We start from the raw sequence: 26,791 nt of genomic DNA on the forward strand, positions 1-26,791 counted from the left end.
CAAAATAATAAAGGTATGAAAAAGTTAATCTTAAGCGGTATTGCAGCATCAGCATTCCTGGTATCCTGCGGACCTAAAAGTACGGCCGTAACAGGCCCTAAGTATACCTCATCTGAGCAGTTGGCTCAAGGAAAAACCATTTTTGAAAATTCCTGTGCAAAATGCCATAAGCTGCCTGAACCTACCAAGCACGACAATCAGGGCTGGATCAATACTTTAAGCAGAATGGCTCCTAAAGCCAAGCTTAGTGATGACCAACATCAAATGGTTTATGACTATCTGATCTCTGCCAATAAAAAATAAGCTTTCATCTGAAAGCTTATTTTTTTTATATAATATCATATTCTTATCAGACATTAAAATGCCTGAATCAGCTTTTACCTAACCATACGGAATCTCTCTCCAAAGGGAAAGCCAATATCCGAAATGTAGAAGTATTTCCATGGTTACTGAAACGGGTAATTATATTTTCCAATTCGGAAACTTTTTTAGCTACCAGATGAACAATAAGGCAAAAATCGCCTGTAGATTTCATCACCTTTAGAATACCGTTTATATTCTCAATCTCTTTTAAGAATGGGGGGATATCACAATATGGAATATCGATTCCTATAATAACATTTTCATTAAATCCAAGCTGCTCATAGTCCAGATTTACAGTAAATGATTTTATTACCTGAGCTTCTTCCATTTTTCTAATTCTTTCAGCTACCGCTGGTGCAGTAAGTCCTATTATGCGTCCAATATCGGTATTGGACAGACGGGAATTTTTCTGCAGTTCATTCAAAATAGCATAATGTAATGAGTCTAATTGCATAATTATTTAGAAATGAAAGTTTTTTGATTAAAATCTTTAGTTACAAAAGTAATTTGTTTTCAACAAATATAGAGATTTGCAACACAAAAAAACATATGATGAAATCGAATATCAATATACTTTTGGCTTTTTTAGCCGTCATGAGTCTTGCTACCGGCGGAATTTTTGTGAAGCTGAGCAGCCTGTCTCCTATCAACACTGCTTTGTACAGAATTCTGTTTTCCCTACTCTTTTTATTTCCTTTTGTATATAAAAAAATACAGACTATTGACAGAAAATCCTGGATCATTATTTTGTTCAGTGGAGTGTTTCTTGCTATAGACCTTATTCTTTGGAACACCTCCTTTCAGTTCACCTCTGTAGCGAATGCCAACCTTTTTGTAAATTTGGTCCCTTTCACTACCGTTCCTTTATCTTATTTTCTCTTTAAAGAAAAGCCTGGGAAAAATTTTCTGATAGGTCTGAGTATATCTGTTATAGGGATCGTTGTTTTGATGTGGGGAAAATTTAGTCTTTCCGGTGGTAGCAGTTATAAAGGAGATCTGCTCGCCTTTCTGGCATCAGTTTTTTACGGATTGTTCTTATTAAGTGTTTACAAGGTAAGATTAAAAGTGGATGCGGCTTCCATTATGTTTATCAGCGGGCTTGGGTCAATTCCTGTATTGTTCCTTACAGCGGGAGTATCTGAAGGAATTATGTATCCTCAGACCTTTAGAGAAGTAGGAATATTGCTTGGTCTTGCTTTATGTTCTCAAATATTAGGACAGGGATTACTAAGTTATTGTCTGGGAAAAATAAGTATTCTGCTTTCTTCTGTTATTATTCTGAGCCAGCCTGTCTTCGCTGCAATTTATGCATACTTCCTGTTTTCAGAAACATTAACTATTAAAGAAATATTGGGAATCATCATAATATTAGCTGGAGTATACCGAGCCAAACAAATACCCACCAAGCCTGTAGCTTCCTATGAATAACTGCATTTATTTTTAAAAAACACAATTTCATATATTCAAAACCATTAAAAGAGAGACCTTCAAAGATCTCTCTTTTTTAAGTTACCATCACTTTTTAGTTTGTAAATGTCTTTTACAACTATCTAATAATAAGCTTCTCGACCTGAGTTTTATATCCCTGTTGGATATGCACTATAGATCTTATTGGGTATATTCAATGTGATTACTCCGTTTTTTTCCTTGGCCTTGTTTTAGGCATTTTGTTCTGAACCAATTTCTCTCTGTCCTCCAACATGTCAAGTGAGCTTCTGCAAAAGCTGAATTTTTTTGCCTCTTTAAGTTGTTCTATGGCTTGTTTATATTCTCCTTTTCTTTCCAGTAAGAGAGATTTACCATTCAGAATTTCTGCTTTATCTATTCCCTTGATTTTTAGAGCATATTCAATGAGCTTTTCTGCTTCATCATAATCTTCATTGCTCAAAAGGCATTCAATATAATATTTAGGAGTGTTCACATTTGCAATATTACTTTGCATGGCTTCCTCAAAGTATTTTTTTCCTGTTCCATAATCTTTTAAAACCTCTGAATACACTCTTCCCATCAGGCAAAGACTGTCTGCATCTTCTGGTTCATAGGAAAGGGCATAGTTGAGGGCATCCAGACATTCGGACATATTGTAAGGAAAATAATCCAGTGCTTCAAAATAGTATTTATTTTTAGTTAAGGTCATTGCTGTAGTTTTTTAAGTTCTGCTTAAGGATATTCCTTTGTTTTTTATAGGATTTATCCTGATAATTGCTTTTAAAATCAGTTCCGGAGAATATGCGGACCGGATTTCCACGTTCTACCTGAAGATGATGGTTCCAGGTTTCCTTCATCCTATTTTCCAGCTGCTGAATGTAAATTCCCATTACTCTTTCTTTTAATCTGGTAATGGATAACTTTTTATTGTTCAGTTGTGATCGTGTATCCTGTACAAATACGGATTCATTGGTAGGAATATGAGTGGCACGGACAGCCGTATTTACTTTATTGACATTCTGCCCACCACTTCCCTGGCTTCTGGCGGTCTGAAACCTGATATCTTTTTCATTGAAATTTGCAGTTTCCAGATTTTCCAATTCAAAAATACCGATGAACCACTTGCTTCTTTTATGCAGTTTTCTGAATGTACTTTTCCCTTCCCAGCAGATGCTCCCCAGCCAGGTTTTTAAAAATTCTTTGATGTTCTTTCCTTTTAAAAGTACAGTTACTGACTTTATGGTCATATTTACATCTCCATTTTCACGATGAATGATCTCGTAATCTATATTATTTTGGTTTACTTCTTCCAAAAAGGTTTTTAATACCTTGGATACTACCCACTGGCATTCTAAAGGCCCTCTTCCGGAAGTTATCTGTATTAATTTTTCCATTGTTATTTTGGCATTTTGCTTAATAAGGGACTTCCAACAGGATCTGTCCCTTTTTGTAATAATTGTTTTGCAGCCATTACTGCCCAGCATTTATCGCTGGAGTGAATATTTCTGTAGAATGAAAGTAAAAGATCAGGTTTCACCACCGTAAATCCGTTGGCTTCGATTGTTTCAAGATCGTTTCTTTCAAAAAAATCGATGGTAATCCTATGATACTTTTCGTTTTCTAATTCTACCGTTTTTTCATAGCGTCTAAAGTTTTCTTCGCTTGGAAGATTGTCGTAACGGGTCCAGACTTTCTGAAACCCTTCCTGTTGAAGAATGATCACAACTTCAGCTACGTTTTCTTTCTTTACAAAGACATCAATATCCTTGTGGTCATGAGCATGCTTATATTCTGTATGTCCTATTTCAGACATAAAATGCCATGCCCATCCACCGGATATAATGACTTTATCCTTTAGTTTTTCTAATATTTCAAGCCCTAACCGGATTCTGAATTCTGGCCAGAGTTCTCCATATCTTTTTATATTATGAGGTGCTCCCATTTTTTTGTTTTTTGTGGTTTGTATTTGTCATTGGTCTGCAATTTCTGACGAAGGAAGAATCTCTTTTTATATGATAGGATTCTTCGCTTCGTTTTGAAACTGTATTCAGAATGGCTGAACTTGTTATTAGCCCCGATTGCAGCAATTGTCTGAGCTCATTTTTCTTTTGCAAAAAAGAAAAATAGCGAGTGCGGAAAGCGGGATTAAGCTCCTGAATATTTAATTGATTATCTGTCCATTCTCACAATTCTTGGCTGGAATGTTCCCAGAATATCTACCAATTCGCTTTGTGCATTCATTACTTCGTGAATATCTTTATAAGCCATTGGTGCTTCTTCTGTATTTCCACCCATCAGCGTAACATCTTTAAGCTTCAGCTCTTTTTTAATATCATTCTGAGTGAAAAGGCTTCTGCATTCTCCTCTTGAGTGTGCTCTACCTGCACCGTGCGAAGCTGAATTCAAGGAGTCCGGATTTCCTTTTCCACGGACGATAAATCCTTTGGCAGTCATAGATCCCGGAATCATTCCTAATTCATTTTCATTGGCTGGAGTTGCTCCTTTTCTGTGAACAATCACTTCTTTTCCGTTATGAATTTCTTTCCAAGCGAAATTGTGATGGTTCTCAATTCTGGCTTTTACTCTTCCGCCTACTGCTTTTACCAATCTTCTGTGAATATCGTCATGACAGGCTGAAGCATAATCTCCCGCAAGGTTCATTGCAGTCCAGTATTCCAAACCAAGATGAGTACTCAAGTCCAGCCACGCAAATTGCTGCGCCTCTTTAGGCAGCGGACATTGTTCTACTGCTACTCTTGAATAATATTGGGCAATTTCAGCTCCTAACCCACGTGAACCACTGTGTGAAAGGATTCCCAGATATTTTCCTTTTGGCAACCCGATTTGTTCATCTTCCTCAGTGATTTCCACTTCACCAAATTCCACAAAGTGATTTCCGCCTCCTGAAGATCCCATCTGTTTGATGGCTTTTCCTTTTAATCTTCTCAGAATAGGAATCAGATCAAAGGTATCTCTCTCGAAGATTTCATGATCTATATGAGATTTATGAGTCTCATACATTCCAAATTTTGTATGTTCGGCAAGGGCTTTTTCATATTTATCCCTTGCTCCGTTCAGATATGAAACGGGTGTATCCAAAATACTGAGGCTCATTCTGCAACCGATATCCATTCCTACTCCGTAAGGAATCACTGCATTTTCTACAGCTAAAACGCCTCCGATCGGAAGCCCGTAGCCGCTATGAGCATCAGGCATCAATGCTCCCTGAACAGAAACCGGAAGTTTCAAAGCTGTGTACAACTGGTTTTTCGCTTCTTCTGAGATATTATTCCCGAAGATCTGAAAGTCTGCACGCTGTGAATTCAGCATCCTTTTTTCTGTTTTTTTGGATGAAAGTAAGGTTTCTGCAATCTGCCCGAATGTCAAATCTTTTTCGAATTGCTCCGGATGAATTAGAATTTCCTTTAAAAGAGATTTCACATAATGGATATTTTTAGTTGCAAAATTTCTCTTCATTACTTCCAGGGCTACATTTACGCTTTGATTGTTTGGATAGCCCAGTTTTAATATATCTTTTCCTTTTAGTTTTAAATTTCCCATTGTTTTTGTTTTAAAAATCATCAGAACTATAAGTCCTGAAAGCAATCTGCAATCTCTGTTGCAGACATTGTGCAGGTAACATATTTCCTGCTTTTGATAAGATCTGTTTCATATTCCATTTTCCATGGATTAGATTTTCCGTGAATTTTTTTCTGGATAATTCCTACCATTTTATGCTGTCCCAAATACGCATCCAGTTCTGCCTCTTCTTTTTTCAGCTCTGCATCTATAGGTTTGTGATGGGTAATCATATGGGGTCTTGTCCTCAGGGTAAATCTCCACGGTTCAGTAAATTCGTAATAAGTATCATAGCACTTCCGAAAGGGACAATATTCTTCTTTTTTCAGAAAGTATTGCCTTTCTCTTGGGGTAAGCCCAAATTTCGGACTGCTCCAGGAGTATGAAGAAACACGGTTGAGCTTCTGCTCTCTTTCTACATATATTCTTCGGCCAAATTTTCTTTTCTTTTTTAAAAACTGGCGGCTTCCGGAATACATGTATGTATTGATTTTCTTCAAAAGTCCTTCAAAGAGCTCTCCATCACTACTCCGCATGACATCATCCCTTACTACAAAGAATCTTACGAATCCTAATTGGTAAGGTTTATCCAAGGGTATCAATGGAATATTTTTTATGATATGCCCGACTTCCTTACTACGTTTATACTTTTTTCTTATCTGTTTTTCTACATCTTTTTTTATTGTTCTTTTTCTGCTTCTCAGGCTTCTGAGCCGGTAAGACAGAAGGTTGTCATTTTCCATGTAAGACACAAGAGATCAGATGCAAGACCCGGAATATCGGATTTGCTCTTAGTCTATTTCCTTAATCAACTAAAATACTAGTTGAATGAATTAATAATGATGAACAGGTATAGTTTTGAGGGCAAAACCTCAACTATTTTGTTCTTAAAAAACACTTAAAAAGATTTCGGGGAAACGTGAGTTTGAAATATTGCGCAATAAAAAACCCGAAATCTCTACGACTTCGGGTTTTGATATTGTATTGTACTATTATTCTAAGAATGTACCAAACCGCGAAGCCTTACCACCATAAGGGGTAATCCAACTGTAGAATTCTGATTAGTTCTGAACATTGCTTCGTTGTTTTTAAATGGTTAAACTTGATTTTCAGGTGCAAATATATTAATTTTTCTGATAATCCAAATATTTTTTTCACTTAAGGTGAATAATGCTTAGAAAAATGGCGTCAATAACTTTTGTCATTCTCTTTATATCCAGCGTTTCCAAAGTATCTGTAGTTTTGTGATAATTTTTATTTCTAAAGAAGGAAGTATCAGTAATCATAAGAGCAGGGAAATCAAATTTCCAGTAGTTCAAATGATCTGAAAAGTCGACACCGTGTACAAATCCCGGTGCTGGAAATGTTTCTGTTTTTATCTGATTGGTGTCTTTAAATTGATCTATAAAGTTTCCAACAAATGGTCCTGCTCCACTGAATTTTTTCACCAACGTAATAAAATCACCTTTATTACCATAAATCCATGAAAGCACACCTATGGGAAACTCTTGAGATCCTTTTTCATCTTTAAAATAGCCAATCATTTCAACACTGGCCATTCCATACACATCAATATTGTTGTCTTTTAAATATTTTGCATGGATATAACTGCCCATATTTTCAGTTCTGAAATGTGGTGGCTCTTCTAAGGTGTATGCTACAAGATCTACTCTATAATTGAGCTTTTGATTTTGCAGCATTCTTGCCAGTTCCAGAAGGGCCGTAACTCCGGTGGCATTATCATCTGCTCCCTGTTGATCTCCACATACGTCATAATGGGCTCCTATTACAATTCTTTTGCTATTTCCCATACCAAAGGAGCAGATTACATTTTTGTACACTTCTCCATTCACTTTATACTCCTGAAAGCCCGTACTGTCTCCATAAGTATTGAAGGTTTGATGAATATAGTCTGCAACGGCATTGAGTTGATCTATATTTTTATGATTTCTGAACCGTGGAGTCTGAGTAAGTTCTACCAAATGTTTCTTAACCTGTGCACTATCTGCAGGAACAGGAGACTTGTGTTCAATTCGTTCCTTTTCTCCGCCTGAAACAAATAATAGAATACCTATAAAGAGAAAGCCTACAAAGAAAATCAGCTTTTTCTTCGTAGGCTTTAGTCTATTTTTTAAACCCATAGATGTGCTTTTAATTTCTTTTTGGAAATTACAGCTTTTTGGGATTAGTTTTCTAAAAATCTTTCCAGGATCTCCACCGCACATTTGGGAAGATTGGTTCCTGGACCGAAAATGAAATCTGCTCCATTCGCGTAAAGGAATTCATAATCCTGTTGTGGAATAACGCCTCCTACTACAATGGTGATATCATCCGCTCCCAGTTTTTTCAATTCTCCTACTACCTGTGGAACTAATGTTTTGTGTCCTGCAGCTAATGAAGACACTCCCAAAATATGAATGTCATTTTCTACAGCCTGTTTTGCTACTTCTTCCGGTGTTTGGAATAATGGAGCTACGTCAACATCAAATCCCATATCAGCAAATGCAGTTGCTACTACTTTTGCACCTCTGTCGTGACCGTCCTGACCCATTTTAGCCACCATAATTCTTGGACGACGTCCTTCTTCCTCTTCAAACTTTTGAGTCAGATTAAGGGCTTTTTCAAAGTATTCGTTTTTACCTGCATTCATAGCATATACTCCAGAGATTGTTTTAATGTTGGCTTTATATCTTCCGAAGGTTTCTTCCATGGCATCACTCATTTCACCAAGGGTAACTCTTCTTCTCGCCGCTTCAATACAAAGTGCCAGCAGGTTTCCTTTTCCTGTTTTTGCACTTTCACGGATTTCATTCAGAATTTCCGTTACGGCTTCAGCACTTCTTTCTGCTTTGATGGTATTGAGTCGTTCAATCTGCTTTCTTCGAACTTCGGTATTATCAATATCAAGAATCTCAATTTCATCTTGTTTTAACGAGGATTTAAAGGAGTTTACTCCAATGATGAATTCTTCCCCACTATCGATCTTGGCCTGCTTTTTAGCAGCCGCTTCTTCAATTCTCATTTTTGGAATCCCGGCTTCAATGGCTTTGGTCATTCCGCCTTCCTGCTCTACCTCATCAATATACCTCATCGCTTCTTCAATCATCTGTTGGGTAAGACTTTCTACAAGGTTACTTCCTCCCATCGGATCTACTACATCACATATTCCGCTTTCCTGCTGAAGAATGATCTGCGTATTTCTTGCAATTTTAGCTGAATAATCCGTAGGAAGAGCGATGGCTTCATCCAATGCATTGGTGTGTAACGATTGTGTTCCGCCTAATGCTGAAGATAATGCTTCAATGGCAGTTCTTGTGATATTATTGAAAGGCTCCTGTTCTGTTAATGACCATCCTGAAGTTTGAGAATGGGTTCTTAATGCTAAAGATTTTGGATTCTTAGGATCAAACTGCTTTAAAAGCGTTGCCCAGATATATCTTGCAGCACGCATTTTAGCAATTTCCATGAAGTGATTCATCCCGATTGCCCAGAAGAATGATAAACGTGGAGCAAAATCATCTACGTTCATTCCTGCTTTGATTCCTGTTCTTACATATTCAAGACCGTCTGCTAAGGTATAAGCCATTTCCAGTACCGGAGTGGCTCCTGCTTCCTGCATATGGTAACCTGAAATGGAGATAGAGTTGAATTTCGGAATGTTCTGAGAAGTATATTCAAAAATATCTGCAATGATCTTCATGGATGGTGCAGGTGGATAAATATAGGTATTTCTTACCATGAACTCTTTAAGAATATCATTCTGGATAGTTCCTGAAAGCAGTTCCTGCTTTACTCCCTGTTCTTCTGCTGCTACGATATAGAAAGACAGGATCGGAAGTACAGCACCATTCATTGTCATGGAAACGGAGATCTGGTCTAGCGGAATTTCGTTAAATAAGATCTTCATATCTTCCACCGAGTCAATAGCCACACCTGCTTTCCCTACGTCTCCTACCACTCTTGCGTGGTCAGAATCATATCCTCTGTGCGTAGCAAGATCAAAGGCTACAGAAAGTCCTTTTTGTCCTGCTGCAAGATTTCTTCTGTAAAAGGCATTGGATTCTTCAGCGGTGGAGAAACCGGCATACTGGCGGATCGTCCATGGTTTTTGAACATACATGGTGGAATACGGTCCTCTCAGGTAAGGTTCAATTCCTGGAGAAGTCTGTGTTAATGATTCATCTTTTACATCCTTTTTTTCATAGGATGACTTAAGTTCCAGCCCATCTTTTTCAAAGTTGTAAATTTCTCTTTCCTGAGGAGATACACTAAAATCGGGCTTTTTCACAGAAATTGTTTTTCGCATTCCAATAATTTTTGTCTCCGTAAAGTTAATTTTTTTGAACGAAACATGAAACTTCTGTTAACATTCAGTTTTTCTGAAGTTTATCTAAAGAAAAAGGCCGGACAAACGCCCGGCCTATATGCAAATTATCTTATCTTATTATTTTTTAATAAGCTTAGTATTGTAAGTATTTTTATCGTCTTTGATAGTTACTACATACATACCTTTAATTAATGAAGCAACATTAATTCTTTGTCCGTCAATCTGACCTTCCTGAACTAATCTTCCGTCAGCAGAGTAGATTTTGTAATCTGCCTTACCTTTAAGATTTTTAACCTCTACGAAAGTATCTGCAGGGTTAGGATAGATAGATATTTCCGATGATTTTGTGCCTCTTACTTCGTCTGTTCCTAATGTTTCTGAAATTTTAACTGAGAAGTCTCTGAATCCTCCCGCTGAAACAATACTGTTAGGGCCAGAAGCAACAGATGGGAACCCACATGGACTTGATGAAGGATTGAAGAAAGTGCTAGCCACCCTCATTCTAAGTGTTTTATCTCCTGAATATGCAGTAGTCGGCACTGTAAATGTTACTGCCCCATCATGATAATCAAATTCAGATACATCATCATAAACCGGTACGATACCATCAGATACTATTTTCTCTGAATCCTCAAAAATACCGTTTCTGTTGTAATCAATCCATACTTGAAGCCAGTCTGGATATCCAGCAGCATTACCTAAAGTTCTGAACGTAGCTGTATATTGTGTCCCTTTAGTTAAATTAACTATCTTAGTTATATCTTCACTATAATCTAAATAAGTTCTTGATAACGCAGCTATACTCGTTTGTGAAAAGTTTAAGTTCGCTAATTTAAATCCAATTATTCCACTATAGTAATATCCATTCATGTTATTTCCTCCAGTAGTCATTAAACAATAGTCATAACCTGTTCTTAAACCTTTTGTTTTAAAAGTATAGTTAGAAGAATATGCTCCTGGAACACTGTTTACAACTGCTGCCACCTGAGCTTCATAATTAGTCTCATCCTCAAGGTTTGCTAATGTTACTGAACTTGTAGTACTAGTAGTATTTTGCCAGTTTGTCTCTCCGACCTTTCTATAATTTATTAAATATGTTGCTCCCGGGAAGTTATTCCAAGATAATCTAGCTGAAGTTTTTAAAATTTCTGTATCTAATGCAAAAATACCTGTAGGTGCTGCAGTAGAGGAAGTAGGTGCTGTCTCAACTTTTACAGTTGGAGATACTGCAAAAAATACATTTCCTATAGCAGAGATTCTAAGTTTTATATTTCCTGTTAAATCAGCTGGCATTTGCCCGGTATAACTTCCTGTATTAGGAGTAGAGGCGACAAGTTCTGTCCATGCTGCCCCGTTTACAAGATCTGTCGTATATTCAATTTTAACATTTGAAGTATTATACGGAGCCATATTAGTATTAGCAACATCCCATAAAATAGTGTTGGCGGCATTATTATAAAGCGATGTAGAGCCTGTGATACCACTAAACTTAAATGGTCCATCATTACCTACTGTTACTGTTGTTTCTAAAGAAGAAAGCATTGGTCTTACTGCGTTTGCATCCCTTGCTGTTACAGCATAATGAAGCACTCTAGGAACATAAGAAACGGTCTCCCAAGTTGCCTTATTAGTAAGCTTACCAGCCATTACAAGTGGTAAACTTGGGAAGTATCTTTTTCCGCTGGCAGTACCAGTAAAAGATCTTGCAATAGAACCTTCTGTAATGAAGCCCCAACCACTGTCTCCTGAAATAGAGCTTTTGCTACTTGCCGTATCATATTGCTCCCATGTATAGTTAATAGCATCGCCTTGTGCATCAGTTGCTGTTGCATCTAGGGAATAAGCTGTTCCTTTAGGAATAGTATATGCTGTAAGAGGGGAAATAACAGGTGCCGTATTATCAGTAATGGTTTCTGCAGTTCCACATGTCGGCTTACTATCCAAGTTATTTAAAATCTGATTAATAGAAGCATAATGGAAGTAAGGGTTAGATACCATCTGTACATTATCTTGCGTAATTCCTGCATAGGCCATGATTGTAGTACCTCCACCTGGCTCAATATTAACTCCAGATCCCTCTGAAGCATGAGAGAATGTATGGTTTCCTCCTAATTGGTGCCCCATTTCATGAGCTACATAATCAATATCGAAAGCATCACCTGTTGGAATTGCCATTTGAGTAAATGCAGCTCCTTTTGCTAAAGAGTTATTATTTGCAGGGTTAAGACATATTATTCCTATTCCTCCCGCATTTCCATTACCTCCTGCTGCATTAAATACGTGCCCTATATCATAATTATCATTTCCGACATTCTGAGTAAGCATTCTCTGAAGCTGAAGATTTAATGAAGGATCACCTTGAACCGCTGGCGGAATATAGAAGTCCATATTAGGATCTGTAAATATAATATTAGGAAGATCCTGAATAACTAGCTTAATTCCAAAGTCTTTCTGGAAAATACCATTTACACGGTTCATTGTAGCATTCATTTGTGCTACCGTATTGGTTGTCCCTCCATTAGGGTCAAACTTTTTCGTGTATTCACCCGTAACTGCTAAAGCTAACCTATAGGTTCTGAATTTTGTAATTGCAGGTCTATTTGTATTTACTGCATTTATGTTAGAAAGATTCTTCTTCCCATGAGCCTCTAATGTTTTGATCTCAAACCCTTTTTCATCTGTACCACATTCAAAGCCATGTATTCCTTCTGTTCTTTTTGTTTTATAAAAAACACCGTATGTTTGCTTATCAGTAGTAATTGGCTCTATAAATTGAAATACCCCATCTTTAATAATCATAGATTGCAGCTCTGTTGGAGAAGTACTGAATCTTAAATATTTAGAAGGATCATCTACGCCAATTCCTACATAAGAACCCAACTGGTATCTATCTGCCATAGACTTCTCCATTACAGGATCACTGTATACAGCAAATTTTTCAATCTTTCCCTCTGCTGTAGGTAAAGAAATGACAACAGCCTGAGCGCCTTTTCCTGTTTCTACAGCATCTTTTAAAGTATTTCTAAGAGACTGTAAATCCAATCTATAAGAATACTGAACTTCTACTTCTTTTCTTACTTCAGACGTTTTTTGTGAGGCTGGCGTCCACCTCTGTGCATTAAAGCTAGACAGTCCTGCTGCCAATGCACAAACTAGTAAAATTCTTTTTTTCATAATTACTTGATTAATCTAAGATTAATAAACTTTAAATATCCGCGATAAAAATAAGAATTATAAACATAACTAAGTATAAAAAAACGACTAACTTTTAATAAAATTAGCCGTTTTTTAAATATTTTGCTTTTTATAAACTATTTACTTATTCCCATCTCATACAAAGCAAATGATATCAGATCTGCATTTTCGCCGATTACCTGATCTGTTGATCTTCCGGCACCGTGTCCTGCATTTTTCTCAATTCTTAACAAAATAGGGTTCTTACAAGCCTGCTTTTCCTGAAGCTCTGCTCCAAACTTGAAAGAGTGAGCCGGAACTACTCTGTCATCATGGTCACTGGTGATGATCATTGTAGACGGATAACATGTTTTCGCTTTTACGTTGTGTACCGGAGAATATGATTTCAGATATTCAAACATTTCTTTGTTGTCTTCTGCGGTTCCGTAATCGTAAGCCCATCCTGCACCAGCTGTAAACTTGTTATATCTTAACATATCCAATACTCCAACCCCCGGGAATGCTACTCTTGCTAAGTCTGGACGTAAAGTCATTGTTGCTCCTACCAATAAGCCTCCGTTTGACCTTCCGGAAAGTGCCATATATTCTTTTGAAGTATAGCCTTTGCTCTGTAAATATTCTCCTGCAGCGATAAAGTCTTCAAAAACGTTTCTTTTCTGCATCTTTGTTCCTGCATCATGCCATTTTTTTCCATATTCACCTCCTCCACGGATGTTTGGAACGGCATAGATACCACCATTTTCCATCCAGATTGCATTTACTACTGAGAAAGACGGCTGTAAGCTGATATTGAAACCTCCGTAAGAATATAGAATGGTTGGATTTTTACCATCAAGCTTAGTTCCTTTCTTGTAGTTAATCATCATAGGAACTTTTGTTCCGTCTTTGGATGTATAGAATACCTGTTCAGAGACGTAATCATCCGGATTGAATTTCACTTTTGGCTTTTGGTATACTTCAGATTTCCCTGAATCTACATTAAATTTATAAGTAGTTCCCGGTGTAATATAATTGCTGAAAGAATAATACAGTTCTTTCTCTTTTTCTTTTCCACCAAAACCTGAAATATTTCCTTTGCCCGGAAGGGTAATTTCTCTGATCAGTTTTCCGGTTTTATCGTATTGTTTTACCTGATCTATAGCATCCACCATATAAGTTGCAAAGAAATATCCGCCTCCAGTAGAGATTCCCAACACATTTTCCGTTTGTGGAATGACATCTTTCCATGTTTCCGGAGCCGGGTTGCTGATTGTTGTTTTTACAAGACGCATATTAGGAGCATCTTTATCTGTAGAAATGAAAAGATCATCTCCCTGAGTATCTACAATATGTGCATTGATATCAAATCCTTTATTAATCTGTACAAAGTCACCTCCTTTTTTCAAGTCTTTGATAAATAGTTCATTCCCGTTGGTTGCATTGGCTGCTGAGATGATTAAATATCTCTGATCATCTGAAACACTAGCTCCCAGATATCTTCTTGGTGTTTTTTCTCCACCGAAGATCAACTTATCTTCAGACTGCTTTGTTCCCAGTTTGTGAAAATATACCTTATGCTTGTCGGTCATTCCGGAAAGCACAGTTCCTTCTTTCGGTTTGTCGTAGCTTGAATAATAGAAACCTTCGTCTCCCTGCCATGAAATCCCGCTGAACTTTACATCTACTAAGGTTTCATCAATCTGCTTTTTGGTAACAGCATCAATGATGATGATCTTATTCCAGTCACTTCCGCCTTCAGAAATAGAATATGCGGCAAGTGTTCCTTTTTTGTTGAAAGAAAGATTAGATAATGAAGTAGTTCCTTTTTCTGAAAATTTATTAGGATCTAAAAATACTTCTGTAGCCTTAGTCTTATTGTTTGTTCTGTATAAAACAGACTGTGCCTGCAAGCCATCATTTTTAGAATAATATGTATATTCTCCTTCTTTGAAAGGTGCTGAAATTTTTTCATAATTCCAGATATCCTTCAACTGGTTTTTAATTTTATCCCTGAATGGAATTTTTGAAAGATAATTCTGGCTGTATGCTACTTCTTCATCTACCCACTTTTTGGTAGCATCAGAATCATTTTCCAGATCTCTGTACGGATCAGAAACTGCAGTTCCAAAATAGGTATCGGTTTGGACCCCCTTTAATGCTTTTGGATAATTCATTGTTTGAGAATAAAAAGATGCTGAAAACAGAACTCCAGCAGTTAATAACATAGGTTTAAAATTCATACTGAACGGTTTTCTCAAAAATACATAAAGTATGTGAAATAAAAAAAGCCCCGGATTTCGGGACTTCTACTTATTCAATAAGCTATTAATCAGTTCTCCGCCAATTAAAAGCTGTCAAAATAGAACTCGGTAAGATTGGTAACAATCTGATCCGGGCTCCCGTTCCAATAGTATATTTTGCCTCCTTCTTTCAGTTCATACAGGCTAAAGCTCTGGTCTGTGGTTACTGTTTTATCTGCATTTTTAAAATCTTCAACGACCTGAATTAAATATTTTTTTAACTCTTCAGCCTTTACTTTCTTCGTGTCACCTTCGGGACCATGTGTCAATTTTGAAGGCAGCTGAAAACTTACGGTATAGCTTATTTCTGCAATTTTTTCTCCTTCAAGGTATTCATTAGGAATAATTTTTACGTCATTAACGGTTACTTTTGCTTTTTTAAAGTTTCCGATCATTGCAATGAAATAGTCTTCCGCTTCTTTTTTACATGCTGAAGCCGTGGCTTTAGGAAAAGCAGAAAGGAAGTTCTCTACACTGCTGTTGATCATTTCCTGCGAAGATTCTTTGAAATTGATCTGGTAAGCATCCTGTCCTTCTACTGTAGGTCTTAAATAATCATTAAGCTTATTTAAAGATGCTTCATCGTTATTCACTAAAGTCCGGAAGAACAGATCAAAGACTTCATTGGGCTTCTTTACTTCTGTTTGTGCCATAAATTGCTGTCCCATCATTGTCAGTAACAGCAAAAAGATCATTTTGTAATTTTTCATAGTTAATATTTTGAATTCATTGTTCTGTTTAAAAGAAAAGCCCCTGAAAAAATCAGAGGCTTTATTTTATTTTTTGAAACTTTTAGTAGTTTTCTTCTTCTCCCTTCATTTTTTCTGCATTCTCTGCCATAATTACGGCATCAATCATTTCAGAAATATCACCATTCATGTAAGCATCCAGATTATACATCGATTTATTGATTCTGTGATCTGTTACTCTTCCCTGTGGGTAGTTATATGTTTTGATTTTTGCAGAACGGTCACCTGTAGAAACCATAGATTTACGCTGTGCTGCAATATCTCCCTGTACTTTCTGTAACTCGATATCGTATAGCTTAGTTCTTAGCATTTCCATTGCCAATTCACGGTTTGCCAGCTGAGAACGGGCCTGTTGACAAACGACTACCATCCCTGAAGGTTTGTGAGTCAACTGTACTTTAGTTTCAACCTTGTTTACGTTCTGACCTCCGGCACCTCCTGAACGGGAAGTCTGCATTTCAATATCAGCCGGGTTCAGTTCGAAGTCTACTTCTTCAGCTTCCGGTAAAACCGCTATTGTAATGGCAGATGTATGAACTCTTCCCTGAGATTCTGTTTCAGGAACACGTTGTACACGGTGAACTCCGGATTCGAATTTCATGATGCCATATACGCCTTCTCCTTCCACCTTCATGATCAATTCCTTGTATCCTTTTGCAGCTTCATTGGAATCGGTTACTTCATGTCTCCATCCTTTGGTTTTGAAATACATGGTATACATTCTGTACACATCTTCCACGAAGATTGCTGCTTCATCCCCTCCGGTTCCGGCACGTAATTCAACAATAACGTTTTTGTCATCAGCAGGATCTTTAGGAATCAGAAGAACTTTAAGCTCTTCTTCTAAGCCAGGAAGTTTAGATTGAGCTTCTAATTTTTCTTCTTTTGCAAGATCTACAAGATCTCTGTCTGAGCCATCAGCAATAATTTCGTCAGATTCTTCGATGCTGTCTAAAGCACCTTTGTACTGATCGTAAACTCTTACAATTTTTCCCAAATCACTATATTCTTTGTTCAAAGAAGAATATCTTTTTTGGTCTGAAATGACATCAGGCTGTATAATAAGGTCTGCAACCTCATTATATCTTTGTTTTATAGCTTCTAATTTTGGAATTAATGATTTAGACATTGTCGAATTTTTGTGGGTGCAAAGATAAGAATTATTAATTCAAAATTAAAGTATAAATTTTTGAGCATTAGGGTTCAAGGGAACAAAAAGGTAAAAAGACACATTTACAAATTGCCCTATCCGCTTTTTTATGTTTTCAATATTCTTTTTAAACTTCTTTGGAAAGACTTCTGTCTATCCAATATAAAATGAGTCCTACCGCAATAATTCCCAGTCCTATTAAACTTTCTTTAGGATTATGAATAAAGGTAAAGTACAGGATATAAATACTGAAGAGTAAGAAAACTGTCGGGAAAATATAAAAGGCATTGGATTTAAATATTTTTCGATCCTCCTTTTTAAGAAAATATACGGTTGAAATTGCTAAGCTTGCGAATAACTGAAGAATAAATGCGGTATAAACAAAGATTTCCTTGAAACTTCCTGTTAAAATAATGATCGTAGCGATGATGGCATGAGCAAAGATAGCTCTTACCGGAATTCCTTTTTTATTTCCCACTGAAAGAGGTTTCCAGATACGGGTTTCTTTTGCAAAAGCCTGTGTAAGCCTTGATCCTACCCATAAATAACCACTGATGGTTGCAATCAACTGTAATGCGATAAAAATATTCACAATTTTTCCGAAGGAAAGCCCCAGCATATTTACTGCTGCTTCTCCCATTACATCTTCCTTTCCAGCTAATTGATTTACTGAAGCATGTTTCAGCATAATGTAATTCACAAGAATATAGCTTATGGTCACAAAAACAGTTCCTATAATCAATGATTTAGGAAGATTTTTTTGAACATCCTTTATTTCCCCTGCAATATAAGATGCTGAATTCCATCCGGTATAGGAATAGGTAACAAAAACTAATGACGTAGCAAAGGCAGGAAGCATAATTTCATGCTGCCAGCTGTCATTGAAATTCAGACTGTTTCCAATTTGTGGTGATCCCGATAATCCCACCCCAAGAATCACCAATACAATAATAAAAGCTATTTTGATAAACGTGAAAAAATTATGAAACCGGCTTGAAGTCTTTAAACTGAATGATAAGGTAATAGCCACCAAAAATATAGCTGCAATCGCAAAGCTATTTCCAAATGAGTAATCAAATACGGAAAGATATTTTGACATAGCCAGTGCTGCCAGTGCCACAGGTGAAGAAAACCCGATAATCAGAGAAATCCAGCTTATCAGATATCCGAATAAAGGATGATAGGTTTCTTTAAGATAGATAAAATCACCACCATTCCCTTTAAAGTGGGATCCTAATTCCGCGTAGCAGAAAGCACCGAACAGTGCCAGAATTCCTCCGATTACCCATAGCAGGAAAATACTGTAGGTATTGGTAATATCGGATAACTGAAATCCCAAAGTTGTAAAAATCCCAGTTCCTATCATATTGGAAACTACGATGGCGGCAGCTGTTTTCCAGCCGATCTGATGTGAAGCAGTACTCATTTACTCATTAAAAATTAAAATTAACCCTTCCGAAGAAATAGCTTCCCAATGTTCCCATCTGAACCGGCGCATATTTAAATACTCCATAATATGAATTTTTATAGCTCTGAAGATCCGGGAAAACATCAAATACGTTGTTGGCTCCTATTGTAAAGTTGATATTTTTTGTGATATCATATCCTACACTTATATCAGTAACCACCTTTGGAGAAAACTCCTGAACTTCTCCGAAAGGAAAACCATCTCTAATTACTTTACCAAAATAGGTATTTCTCACGAGAAAATTGAATTTTCCTATTCCATAAGTAAGCCCCAATGATGCTTTTGTTTTAGGAGACAGGGTTTCAATAATATTGATCTGATCCGGTCCAAAGAATTCATTCTGGGGAGTTCCCAGGTTCTCAGGAAAATGGAAATCGGTAATCTTGGTTTCAGTATAATTTCCGGCAAGGTTGACATTTAAGTTTCCGCCAGCCAGCTTCCAGTCATAGGAAACGACTACATCTACTCCTTTTGTTTCCGTATCAATGGCATTGGCTAAGAATCTGCCGCTTTCCACTGCATTTCCTTCTCCTACTACTTTAGGATCAGATAATCTTGGATCTGAGATATTGCTGGTAATGACAATTCTATCCTTGACTTTAATAATATATCCATCTACAGTAATAAAGAGACCTTTAACAGGCTGTAAGGTAAATCCTGCACTTCCATTAACGGATGTTTCCTGCTTTAATTTATCAAATCCCAGAACTTGAGCAGCCTGGCTATCGTTATTAAAGATTCCTTTCCTTACAATTCCGGAACCGGAAGTTGAAATATCGGCAAAAGAGTTGTTAAAATACTGCTGCTGAAGGGATGGTGCTCTGAATCCTGTTCCAACTGCTGCTCTTATAGCGTAATTTTTTACAAACTCATATCTCACGGCAAGTTTTCCGTTCAGGGTACTTCCAAAATCCGAGTAATTTTCAAATCTGACAGCGGCATCAATATTCAGCTTTTTATCCAAATCATAGGAGAGATCTGCATACACAGCTGTAGAATGCCTGTCTTTTTTCAAGGCATTATCGGGTGAAAAACCTATAAAAGATTGTGAACCTCCTGCTCCTATCACTTTAGAATCTTTTGTTGCGACATTTCCATTCTCGTCATATTGAGTGTAAGAAGCCTCATCTCCTGCTTTAATCTGGTATTGTTCAAATCTGAATTCGCCTCCGAATGCAATATTGAAGTTCTTTATCTTTTTTGAAACATCAAGATTTACAGTATTTTGAAGGAAGCTATGGGCTCCTGCATAAAAACGGGTTGGTGATTTGATCCCCAGAGAAGCATTATTGGTATTTCTTACGTTATAATTGAAGGTATTGCTACCAAAGGTATTACTAAGATCAATCAGCCAATCGTTTATATTATATTTTGCCCCTACGGCATAAGAAATATCATAAATCTGGGAATTCAGAACGGCCTGAAAACCGTTAGGGTAGATTTCTTTAACAATATTAAAATCTTCATTAGGAAGTCTTCTGAAACCATATCCTTTTCCTTCTTTAATACTGAATCCCCCAAAAGAATAGAATTTAAAATTATCATTCAAAGGATATTCTGAATTGAAAAACAATTGTCCTTGTCTTATCTGTGCATCTCCGATCTGGAAATTGAAATCATCTCTCGTTAATCCTCTTTCTTTAATCTTCGCGTCATCCGCATCCCTGGCGGCTTGTATAGCTTCAGCATCACCAGCAAATTCATAAGCGAAATTATTCCCGAAAATATCTAAATTATGATTTTGAGTTCTCGTTGTTTTTCCTCTGTGGCTTAACTGTAATGAAAGATTGATGAACCCCTCATTTTTACCCAAAGAAGTACCATAGTTTACGCCTGCCTGATAAGTATCGCCATCATTTCTTCCACTTAATCCATAGGTTAAACTTGCGGAAGCGCCTGCATTCTTTTTTAAAATAATATTAATGACTCCTGCAATGGCATCAGAACCGTATTGTGCGGCAGCACCGTCTCTTAACACTTCGATTTTTTCTATGGCAATGACAGGAATTGTACTTAAATCTGTTCCTACAGATCCGTTTCCTACCGTATTCTGATAATTTACCAGTGAAGTGGTATGTCTTCTTTTCCCGTTAAGCAATACTAAAACCTGATCTGGTCCCATTCCTCTTAGCGTTACAGGATCAATATGCTCTGTTCCGTCAGAAGCAGATTGTCTCACAGAATTAAATGAAGGAATAACATAGTTCAAAAGGTCCTGAGCTGTCATTTGCGGAGAGGATCTTTGAACTTTATCGATATTGATAACATCTACAGGAACAGGTGTTTCCAGCTTTGTTCTTTTGACGTTACGGTTTCCGACGATAATGATGCCTTCGATTTGTTTTCCTTTTTCCTCCTGCTCCTGAGCAGCAACTAAAATTGTCCCAAGCAGCAATACAGCTGTACTTAATTTTTTCATCTTTGTTCTTGCCAATTAATAATATTCTTCCGCAGATCACTCTGCAGATACACAAGACTTCAAGAAATGGAATTCATATAAGAAATATTGACTTCACTTATCTCCCCCATCGGGTTGGAATTAGCACCTTTACACTTCTGGAATTGTGTTGGTTGCTAAGGTTTCATTGGGCCAAATCCCTCCACCTTTCTTGATAAATCTAGTGCAAAGGTAGACTTATTTTTCAAATATGCAAAAAGTGACTCATTCCTCTGAAGAAAAAAAGGCAAACCTGCTGATTTGCCAATTTGCCTTTGTATTTATTTTACCTTCATCTTTTGAATAGCCATCCCATTTTCTGATTTCAGGTGAACCAGATAAGTTCCTGGTGGATAATTAACCTTCAGTTCGTGGCTTCCATTTTCTTTATCCAATTTGAATGAATCCAGCTTTTTACCACTCATATCGAAGATGATAATTTCTCCGTTTTTAGCTTTATTAAATATCAATTTTGCAGAACCATTTTTGATCGGATTGTCTGCTATCTGAAGAGATAATTTGTTTCCTGCATTTATATCTGAAACAGATAAAGCTCCGGCATAGTTTCCAAAAATTCTGAATTCTCCAGGCTGTAAAGTAATTGGAGCTATTGTAGAACTAATATTCGATACAGTATCATCCATCAGATTTTTCCACTGACCCACGTAAGGGAAATAAGGAACCACATTTTGTGCAGAAGCGGAATAATTAGCAAGAACTACCACGTTTTTCATTCCGTTAATTGTGTTGTCATATACATAAATTCGTGTAATTAATCCATCAGGATCATTGGCCAGATTGTTTGATTCTATGCTATAGGTTTTTGATTTGAATACAGGATTGGTATTTCTGATATTAATAATCTTCGCCCAGGTATCATAAACAGCCTTCCTGTTGGCATCGTTATCATATCCTAATGTAAAGGCTACAGGTTTTTCATCTGTTCGGCAGCCGTTGTTGATACTTCCATCTGCACATCTGTTGATACTGAATTCATAGCCTAGCTCCCCAAACTGCCAGATCATTTTCGGGCCGGGAATGGTAAAGAATGTAGCACCGAATGTTTTCATTCTTTCTAAAGCCGTATTCAGATTCTTTACACTATAACTTCCATTAACTGCTCCGTAAGCCAGGTTTTTAAACATCAGCCTTTCTTCATCATGGCTTTCACCATATCCTACTGCTCGCATTCCTGCAAAACCATGAAGATTATGATTCATTCGGTCATAATTGCTGTTTTCCTTGTAACCCATCGTATTCTGATTATAAGGTTCTGTCTGTTTATTCCAAAGCATCACTCCTTTTCCTTCTGCTACTCTGTAATTCGCCCATTGCAGTTCTTCCTGATCTGTTCCCAAGTGTTCAAATATCATGTAAGAATTAGGATCAAGTGCCCATTGCTTATCTGCATACTGCTTCATAGTATCCACTCTGTCCTGCTGATAAGCATTGGTGCAGTTTTCATCATTTTCAGAGCAGTTTTGGGTGAAGCCTTTCGTCAAGTCCCAACGGAAACCATCAATATGATATTCTTTCAGCCATTGCTGAAGACATCTTTCAACGTAATATTGAGTTGAAGGACTGGCATGGTTAAAATCATTAAATACATTGTATGAATGCTTTGGAACCTGATTGAAATATGGGTTATTTGGAGCTACATCACCATAACCGTCCCCATCGGGGTCTATATTCCAAAGTCTTACCAAAGGAGAACGCCCTGTTGCATGATTAAAAGCTACATCCAGAATGACAGCAATCCCATTCTGGTGGCAAAGATCAACAAATTCTTTAAATTTTTCCGGAGTTCCATACGCCTTGTCTAAAGCATAGTGGAAAGAAGTATTGTATCCCCAGGAAAGATTTCCATCAAATTCCATGACAGGAAGCAATTCAATGGCATTGATTTTTAAGTTTTTTAAATAAGAAATTTTATTAATCAAAGACTGCCAGTTTTTTTCCTGTGTAAAGTCTCTTAGCAAGAGCTCATACACCACAAGATCTTCTTTTGCAGGTCTTTGAAAATTGGTTACCTGCCAGTTGTAAGGAGTTTGTCCCGTTTTGAATGTTGAAACCTCAAAACCCTGTCCTGCCGGAAATGCCGGAAGATTCGGATAGGTAGAAGAGGAAATCCATGGATCATCATAAGACGATAAAATTTGAGGAGAATAAGGATCAGCCACTTTTTTCAAATCATTAGTTCTGTACTGGAAGGTATAGAGTTGCTGTGGAGTCAATCCGTTCAGTTCAATCCAATAAAGATCCGGATTGTTAGTATCTTTTTTCATCAGATAAGTATCATTCACGGTCCAGTTATTGAAACTTCCGATGACGTGAACAAAGTTTTTATGAGGAGCATACAAAGCGAGCCCGATCTTAGTGGGATCTGTCGGGTCATAATTTATTCCTTGTTTAATCCAATTCGGAATGACATCAGAAATTACATTTCGGGGAACCTGTAGAATGAAATTTGCTGTTTTGGAACCACTTCCCTCTGTAGCAATAAGCTCCATACTGGCATCCTGTGAAACCGTATAATTATAGGAATAAGACTGAGATGGTGTAGAAGTAGAGTTCACCACAACTCCATCGGCTTTAAGTTGAAAGGTAGTATTTACATTTGTTGTTGCTGTAATATTAATCGAATTTCCAACTGGAACTACGGTAAGACTATTTGCAGCAGGATTTGTCAAACTTAAGTTCAGGACACCTACATTCACGAAAATATCCGGCGAACTCTGATGTGATCCTGTTTTATCCTTTAATAAAAATCCAAACCTTCCGATTCCGGTTCTTCCGAAAAAAGCAGTTGGTGTGAATGTAAGAGAATAAGTATCCGTTGTGGCGTTATAATCAAGCTTGTTCAGATCACTGGAGCTATTCCAGCTTCCGTTGGTAGGACAATCCTGGGTGTTCTGATAATTGGTATCAAAGGACCAGGACCAGATATAAATTGCATTATTGGTTACTCCCCAGGCCGATTCGTCAATCTGATCTCCGGGAACCGTTAGGGTAATGGCATCTGTTTCATTAAACGGATTGGGAGAAATCGTATAGTTGATCTGCCCCCAAACAACCATTGTAATGAATAGTAAAACAACAGTATAGATTTTTTTCATGTCTTTATTTTTATCGAATATAATATTAATTTTTCTTCACAGGAATGATTTTATTTTATTTAACCATAGATAGCCTGTCAAATCATAAAAAAAGACCCATGAAAAATTTCATGAGCCTTTCAATAAAAGTAATTGTAATGAACTATATCGTATGTAACGGAAATCTAACAGATATATTTATTCAAATGTTAAAAAAATTAATTTTTCATAATTTTCTTTACCACATATTCTCCGTTCTTTAATTTTAACTCAATCATATATAAGCCTGAAGGAAGGTTATTCATATTGATCTTATTATCTGTAAATAGAGCCTCTACACTTTGTCCAACGGCATTAAACATCTTCACTCTTTCAATCATTGAATCACTTTTGAGTGTAAGAATTCCTTTAACAGGATTCGGGTATACATCAACTCTATTTCGTTTCAGATAAATATCTGTAGTACCTAATTGTTCCTGAGTTTTTATACATCTTACCGATGCGCCTTGTCCTCGTGGAGCTCCTGCTGAGACATTGGCTACTGTTGCTCCTATGTACAAATATTTGCCCCCGATTCCTGTAGCAGTAGAACTCCAGAAATAACCTCTCTTTCCAACAAAAGTAAATCCGCCATCTGAACTGCTGCGATACCCTCCCATTGGCAGCTTTAAATTCCCACCATAAGCCTTTACGGGAGAAATAATATTCTCCGCCTGAGCAATATTTCCCCAATCTGTTTGGGAAGGAAGTTTCCATCCCGAACCAGCTGCTTTGCAGGGATCAACTCCCACTGTTTCTGTAACATCTGCCAGCCCTGTACCTGTCCATTTATCATCTGCTCCGTTAGAAGCCCACCATGCTGGTGAACCTGTGATAAAAGAACCTGATCCCTGCAGTCCTTCGGGAGTATTATCAGCAGGAGAAGATATTACGGAAGAGTTTCTCATCTGATGTCCATCATCCCATCTTCCCCATTGAAACATATCTCCATAAGACTGTTCGTCGTCCAAAGACTCAGCAACTCTTTCACTTCCAAGATTTTGCTGAAACCAGATATTTCCATCCGCAGTTCTTACGGTAGTATAAGTAACCGGTTGCCCACGGTAGGTAAAGGTTACACATCCCAAATCACCAACATTATTTCCCGGATCAGTATTATTGCAGCCTTGTTGTGCACTCAATGTACTTCCAGCCATCAGCAAAATTCCTATTCCCAGGTTTCGTACTGCAAAAGATAAATCTCCAACCATAAATATTATTTTTATTTATTCTAAATTTAATTTAATTTTGCACAAAAGTACCTTATGAAATTAAATGCGGATTATCATTTCCCAACTTTTAGTTATCCTATAAGAGTATTTTAAGGGGGAGCATGGCTATAAAAATGTGTTGTATGGGGAATCAACAGGAAAATGAGATCGTTTTCAGATCGGAGAATATTAAAATTATATTACAGGATTCATCAGCATTTGAAGGTGCTTCAAGATCATATCTTCTGGAATCCTCTTCTAGTTTTAATCTTCTGTTCTTATTAAGTCCTGATATTCATCTGAAGACTCATGATTGTGAAACGGAATTTGTATTTAAAAAAAATCAATATATTCTTCACTATTCACCACAAAAAAACAAAGCAGAATTATGGACAAATAATGAAGAAAGTCTGAAATATCTCCACATTCAGCTTAATTACGAATACATTTCAAACCTCATTAATTCTGAGTCTAGCAGAGAAGGAGCGGAAATTCTGGAAAATATGATCCATAATAACTTTATTTTCCTTCAAAGCACTACTCCTCCTAATATGACGGTTGAAATGCATATTATATTAAAAGAGATTTTAAGCTATTCTAAAAAAGGAGTGATGCAGAAACTGTTTATTGAAGCCAAGATTATCAAGTTGCTAATTCTCATTTTTGAACAGTTTAATGAAAAAAATAATTTTGAAACAGCATCAAAAACTCCTGAAACCATTAAAAAATTCATTGATGAAAATTATCACCGGACTATTAAAGCAGAGGAAATCGGAAAATTGATAGGGGTAAATCAAAACCTCATCAGGAAAGAGTTCAAAGCAGAATATCATACTACAATTAATCACTACATCTCTGAATTGAGAATGCTGAAAGCCAGAAAATTGATTACCGACAAAGATTTGATGATAAAAGAAATTGCTATTGAATGCGGTTATGAATATCTCCAGAATTTCACCCGGGCTTTTAAAAAGAAGTTCGGTATATCCCCGGAGCATCTGAGGAATAATAAATAGAAAAACCGCCTAAAAAAATTAAGCGGTTTTATATATGTTGTTTTGCTTTGATATTACTTTTTCAGAATTCAGGTGAAAAAGCAATGACAATCAATTAATGATGATGTCCGTGATCGTGAAGGAAAGGTCCGTTCCCTTTAGGCTGGCTGTAGATTGTTTCTACACCTTCCTGCTCAGTAATAAGCTTTCTTCTGATATCTTCAGGATCGAAAGGCTTCACTTTTCCGAAGTACTCTTTCAAACCTTCAGTTAGCCACATTGGGATTACTAATCCGAAGAACATAAAAATACACCAGAATCCTACTAAAAACATAGTAATGAAAAATACAGTCCAAAGGAACTGGTAGAACGGCCAAAATGCTGATAAAATAGTTATCATTCTCTTAAAGATTTTAGGCAAAAATAAAGCTTTTTTCCTTTTTACACAAAAGATACAGGCTCTATTTTTAAATTTA

At 36.9% G+C, this 26,791-nt stretch carries 20 protein-coding genes and 1 riboswitch; of the genes, 3 read left to right on the forward strand and 17 right to left on the reverse strand.

Translation table 11 applies throughout. The features are described from left to right. Positions 1–15: 15 nt before the first annotated feature. Positions 16–303 carry a c-type cytochrome gene (locus J2772_RS16985; protein WP_089738983.1) on the forward strand — a complete coding sequence of 96 codons (288 nt, stop codon included), beginning with the start codon at positions 16–18 and terminating at the stop codon, positions 301–303. Between the two features lie 67 nt (positions 304–370). Here the strand turns inward: J2772_RS16985 and J2772_RS16990 are convergent, their stop codons facing one another. Further along, positions 371–817 (reverse strand): Lrp/AsnC family transcriptional regulator, encoded by a 447-nt coding sequence (locus J2772_RS16990; protein ID WP_209918802.1) that lies wholly within the window; start codon positions 815–817, stop codon positions 371–373. 98 nt (positions 818–915) lie between these two features. Here J2772_RS16990 and J2772_RS16995 point away from each other — a divergent pair, with 98 nt between their 5' ends. Then, a complete protein-coding gene (locus J2772_RS16995) occupies positions 916–1,791 on the forward strand; it encodes a DMT family transporter (RefSeq protein WP_209918804.1) in 876 nt (291 codons plus the stop codon). A gap of 202 nt (positions 1,792–1,993) precedes the next feature. Here J2772_RS16995 and J2772_RS17000 read toward each other — a convergent pair whose 3' ends face one another. The 15 genes from J2772_RS17000 to J2772_RS17070 form a co-directional block, all read right to left on the reverse strand. Continuing rightward, a complete protein-coding gene (locus J2772_RS17000; protein ID WP_209918806.1) occupies positions 1,994–2,500 on the reverse strand; it encodes a tetratricopeptide repeat protein in 507 nt (168 codons plus the stop codon). Next, positions 2,487–3,185 (reverse strand): peptide chain release factor H, encoded by a 699-nt coding sequence (gene prfH / locus J2772_RS17005; protein WP_209918808.1) that lies wholly within the window; start codon positions 3,183–3,185, stop codon positions 2,487–2,489. Before prfH ends, J2772_RS17000 begins: the two co-directional genes overlap by 14 nt. A gap of 2 nt (positions 3,186–3,187) precedes the next feature. Further along, positions 3,188–3,733, reverse strand: coding sequence for a hypothetical protein (locus J2772_RS17010; protein WP_209918810.1), 546 nt, complete (start codon positions 3,731–3,733; stop codon positions 3,188–3,190). Between the two features lie 227 nt (positions 3,734–3,960). Beyond that, positions 3,961–5,352 carry an RtcB family protein gene (locus tag J2772_RS17015; protein ID WP_209918812.1) on the reverse strand — a complete coding sequence of 464 codons (1,392 nt, stop codon included), beginning with the start codon at positions 5,350–5,352 and terminating at the stop codon, positions 3,961–3,963. 26 nt (positions 5,353–5,378) lie between these two features. Next, positions 5,379–6,113 carry a hypothetical protein gene (locus tag J2772_RS17020; protein WP_209918814.1) on the reverse strand — a complete coding sequence of 245 codons (735 nt, stop codon included), beginning with the start codon at positions 6,111–6,113 and terminating at the stop codon, positions 5,379–5,381. A gap of 411 nt (positions 6,114–6,524) precedes the next feature. Then, positions 6,525–7,511, reverse strand: coding sequence for a M28 family peptidase (locus tag J2772_RS17025; protein WP_209918816.1), 987 nt, complete (start codon positions 7,509–7,511; stop codon positions 6,525–6,527). Positions 7,512–7,555: 44 nt separating this feature from the next. Further along, positions 7,556–9,676, reverse strand: coding sequence for a methylmalonyl-CoA mutase (gene scpA / locus J2772_RS17030; protein WP_209918818.1), 2,121 nt, complete (start codon positions 9,674–9,676; stop codon positions 7,556–7,558). A 138-nt stretch (positions 9,677–9,814) separates the two neighbouring features. Continuing rightward, positions 9,815–12,871 (reverse strand): reprolysin-like metallopeptidase, encoded by a 3,057-nt coding sequence (locus tag J2772_RS17035; RefSeq protein WP_209918820.1) that lies wholly within the window; start codon positions 12,869–12,871, stop codon positions 9,815–9,817. Positions 12,872–13,008: 137 nt separating this feature from the next. Further along, entirely contained in the window at positions 13,009–15,111 is a 2,103-nt protein-coding gene (locus tag J2772_RS17040) for a prolyl oligopeptidase family serine peptidase (protein WP_209918822.1), read from the reverse strand. A 104-nt stretch (positions 15,112–15,215) separates the two neighbouring features. Next, positions 15,216–15,881 carry a hypothetical protein gene (locus J2772_RS17045; RefSeq protein ID WP_209918824.1) on the reverse strand — a complete coding sequence of 222 codons (666 nt, stop codon included), beginning with the start codon at positions 15,879–15,881 and terminating at the stop codon, positions 15,216–15,218. A gap of 82 nt (positions 15,882–15,963) precedes the next feature. Further along, positions 15,964–17,049 (reverse strand): peptide chain release factor 1, encoded by a 1,086-nt coding sequence (prfA, locus tag J2772_RS17050; RefSeq protein ID WP_068939070.1) that lies wholly within the window; start codon positions 17,047–17,049, stop codon positions 15,964–15,966. Between the two features lie 148 nt (positions 17,050–17,197). Further along, positions 17,198–18,496: an APC family permease gene (locus tag J2772_RS17055; RefSeq protein WP_209918826.1), complete on the reverse strand. Its 1,299-nt coding sequence runs from the start codon at positions 18,494–18,496 to the stop codon at positions 17,198–17,200. A gap of 7 nt (positions 18,497–18,503) precedes the next feature. Further along, the gene (locus J2772_RS17060) at positions 18,504–20,957 is read right to left on the reverse strand and encodes a TonB-dependent receptor plug domain-containing protein (protein WP_209918835.1); all 2,454 of its coding nucleotides are present in this window, start codon (positions 20,955–20,957) and stop codon (positions 18,504–18,506) included. Between the two features lie 94 nt (positions 20,958–21,051). Beyond that, positions 21,052–21,157: riboswitch (SAM riboswitch) on the reverse strand. Between the two features lie 99 nt (positions 21,158–21,256). Then, positions 21,257–24,091, reverse strand: a complete 2,835-nt coding sequence (locus J2772_RS17065) for an alpha-amylase family glycosyl hydrolase (RefSeq protein WP_209918837.1) — start codon at positions 24,089–24,091, stop codon at positions 21,257–21,259. A 197-nt stretch (positions 24,092–24,288) separates the two neighbouring features. Continuing rightward, positions 24,289–25,320 carry a T9SS type A sorting domain-containing protein gene (locus J2772_RS17070; RefSeq protein ID WP_209918839.1) on the reverse strand — a complete coding sequence of 344 codons (1,032 nt, stop codon included), beginning with the start codon at positions 25,318–25,320 and terminating at the stop codon, positions 24,289–24,291. Between the two features lie 143 nt (positions 25,321–25,463). Between J2772_RS17070 and J2772_RS17075 the strand changes: the two genes are divergently transcribed. Beyond that, positions 25,464–26,336: a helix-turn-helix transcriptional regulator gene (locus J2772_RS17075; RefSeq protein WP_209918841.1), complete on the forward strand. Its 873-nt coding sequence runs from the start codon at positions 25,464–25,466 to the stop codon at positions 26,334–26,336. A gap of 94 nt (positions 26,337–26,430) precedes the next feature. Here the strand turns inward: J2772_RS17075 and J2772_RS17080 are convergent, their stop codons facing one another. Next, positions 26,431–26,715: a hypothetical protein gene (locus J2772_RS17080; protein WP_181575077.1), complete on the reverse strand. Its 285-nt coding sequence runs from the start codon at positions 26,713–26,715 to the stop codon at positions 26,431–26,433. Positions 26,716–26,791 lie beyond the last annotated feature (76 nt).

The sequence above is a fragment of the Chryseobacterium jejuense genome, assembly GCF_017877355.1.
In the GTDB taxonomy this organism is placed as follows: domain Bacteria; phylum Bacteroidota; class Bacteroidia; order Flavobacteriales; family Weeksellaceae; genus Chryseobacterium; species Chryseobacterium jejuense_A.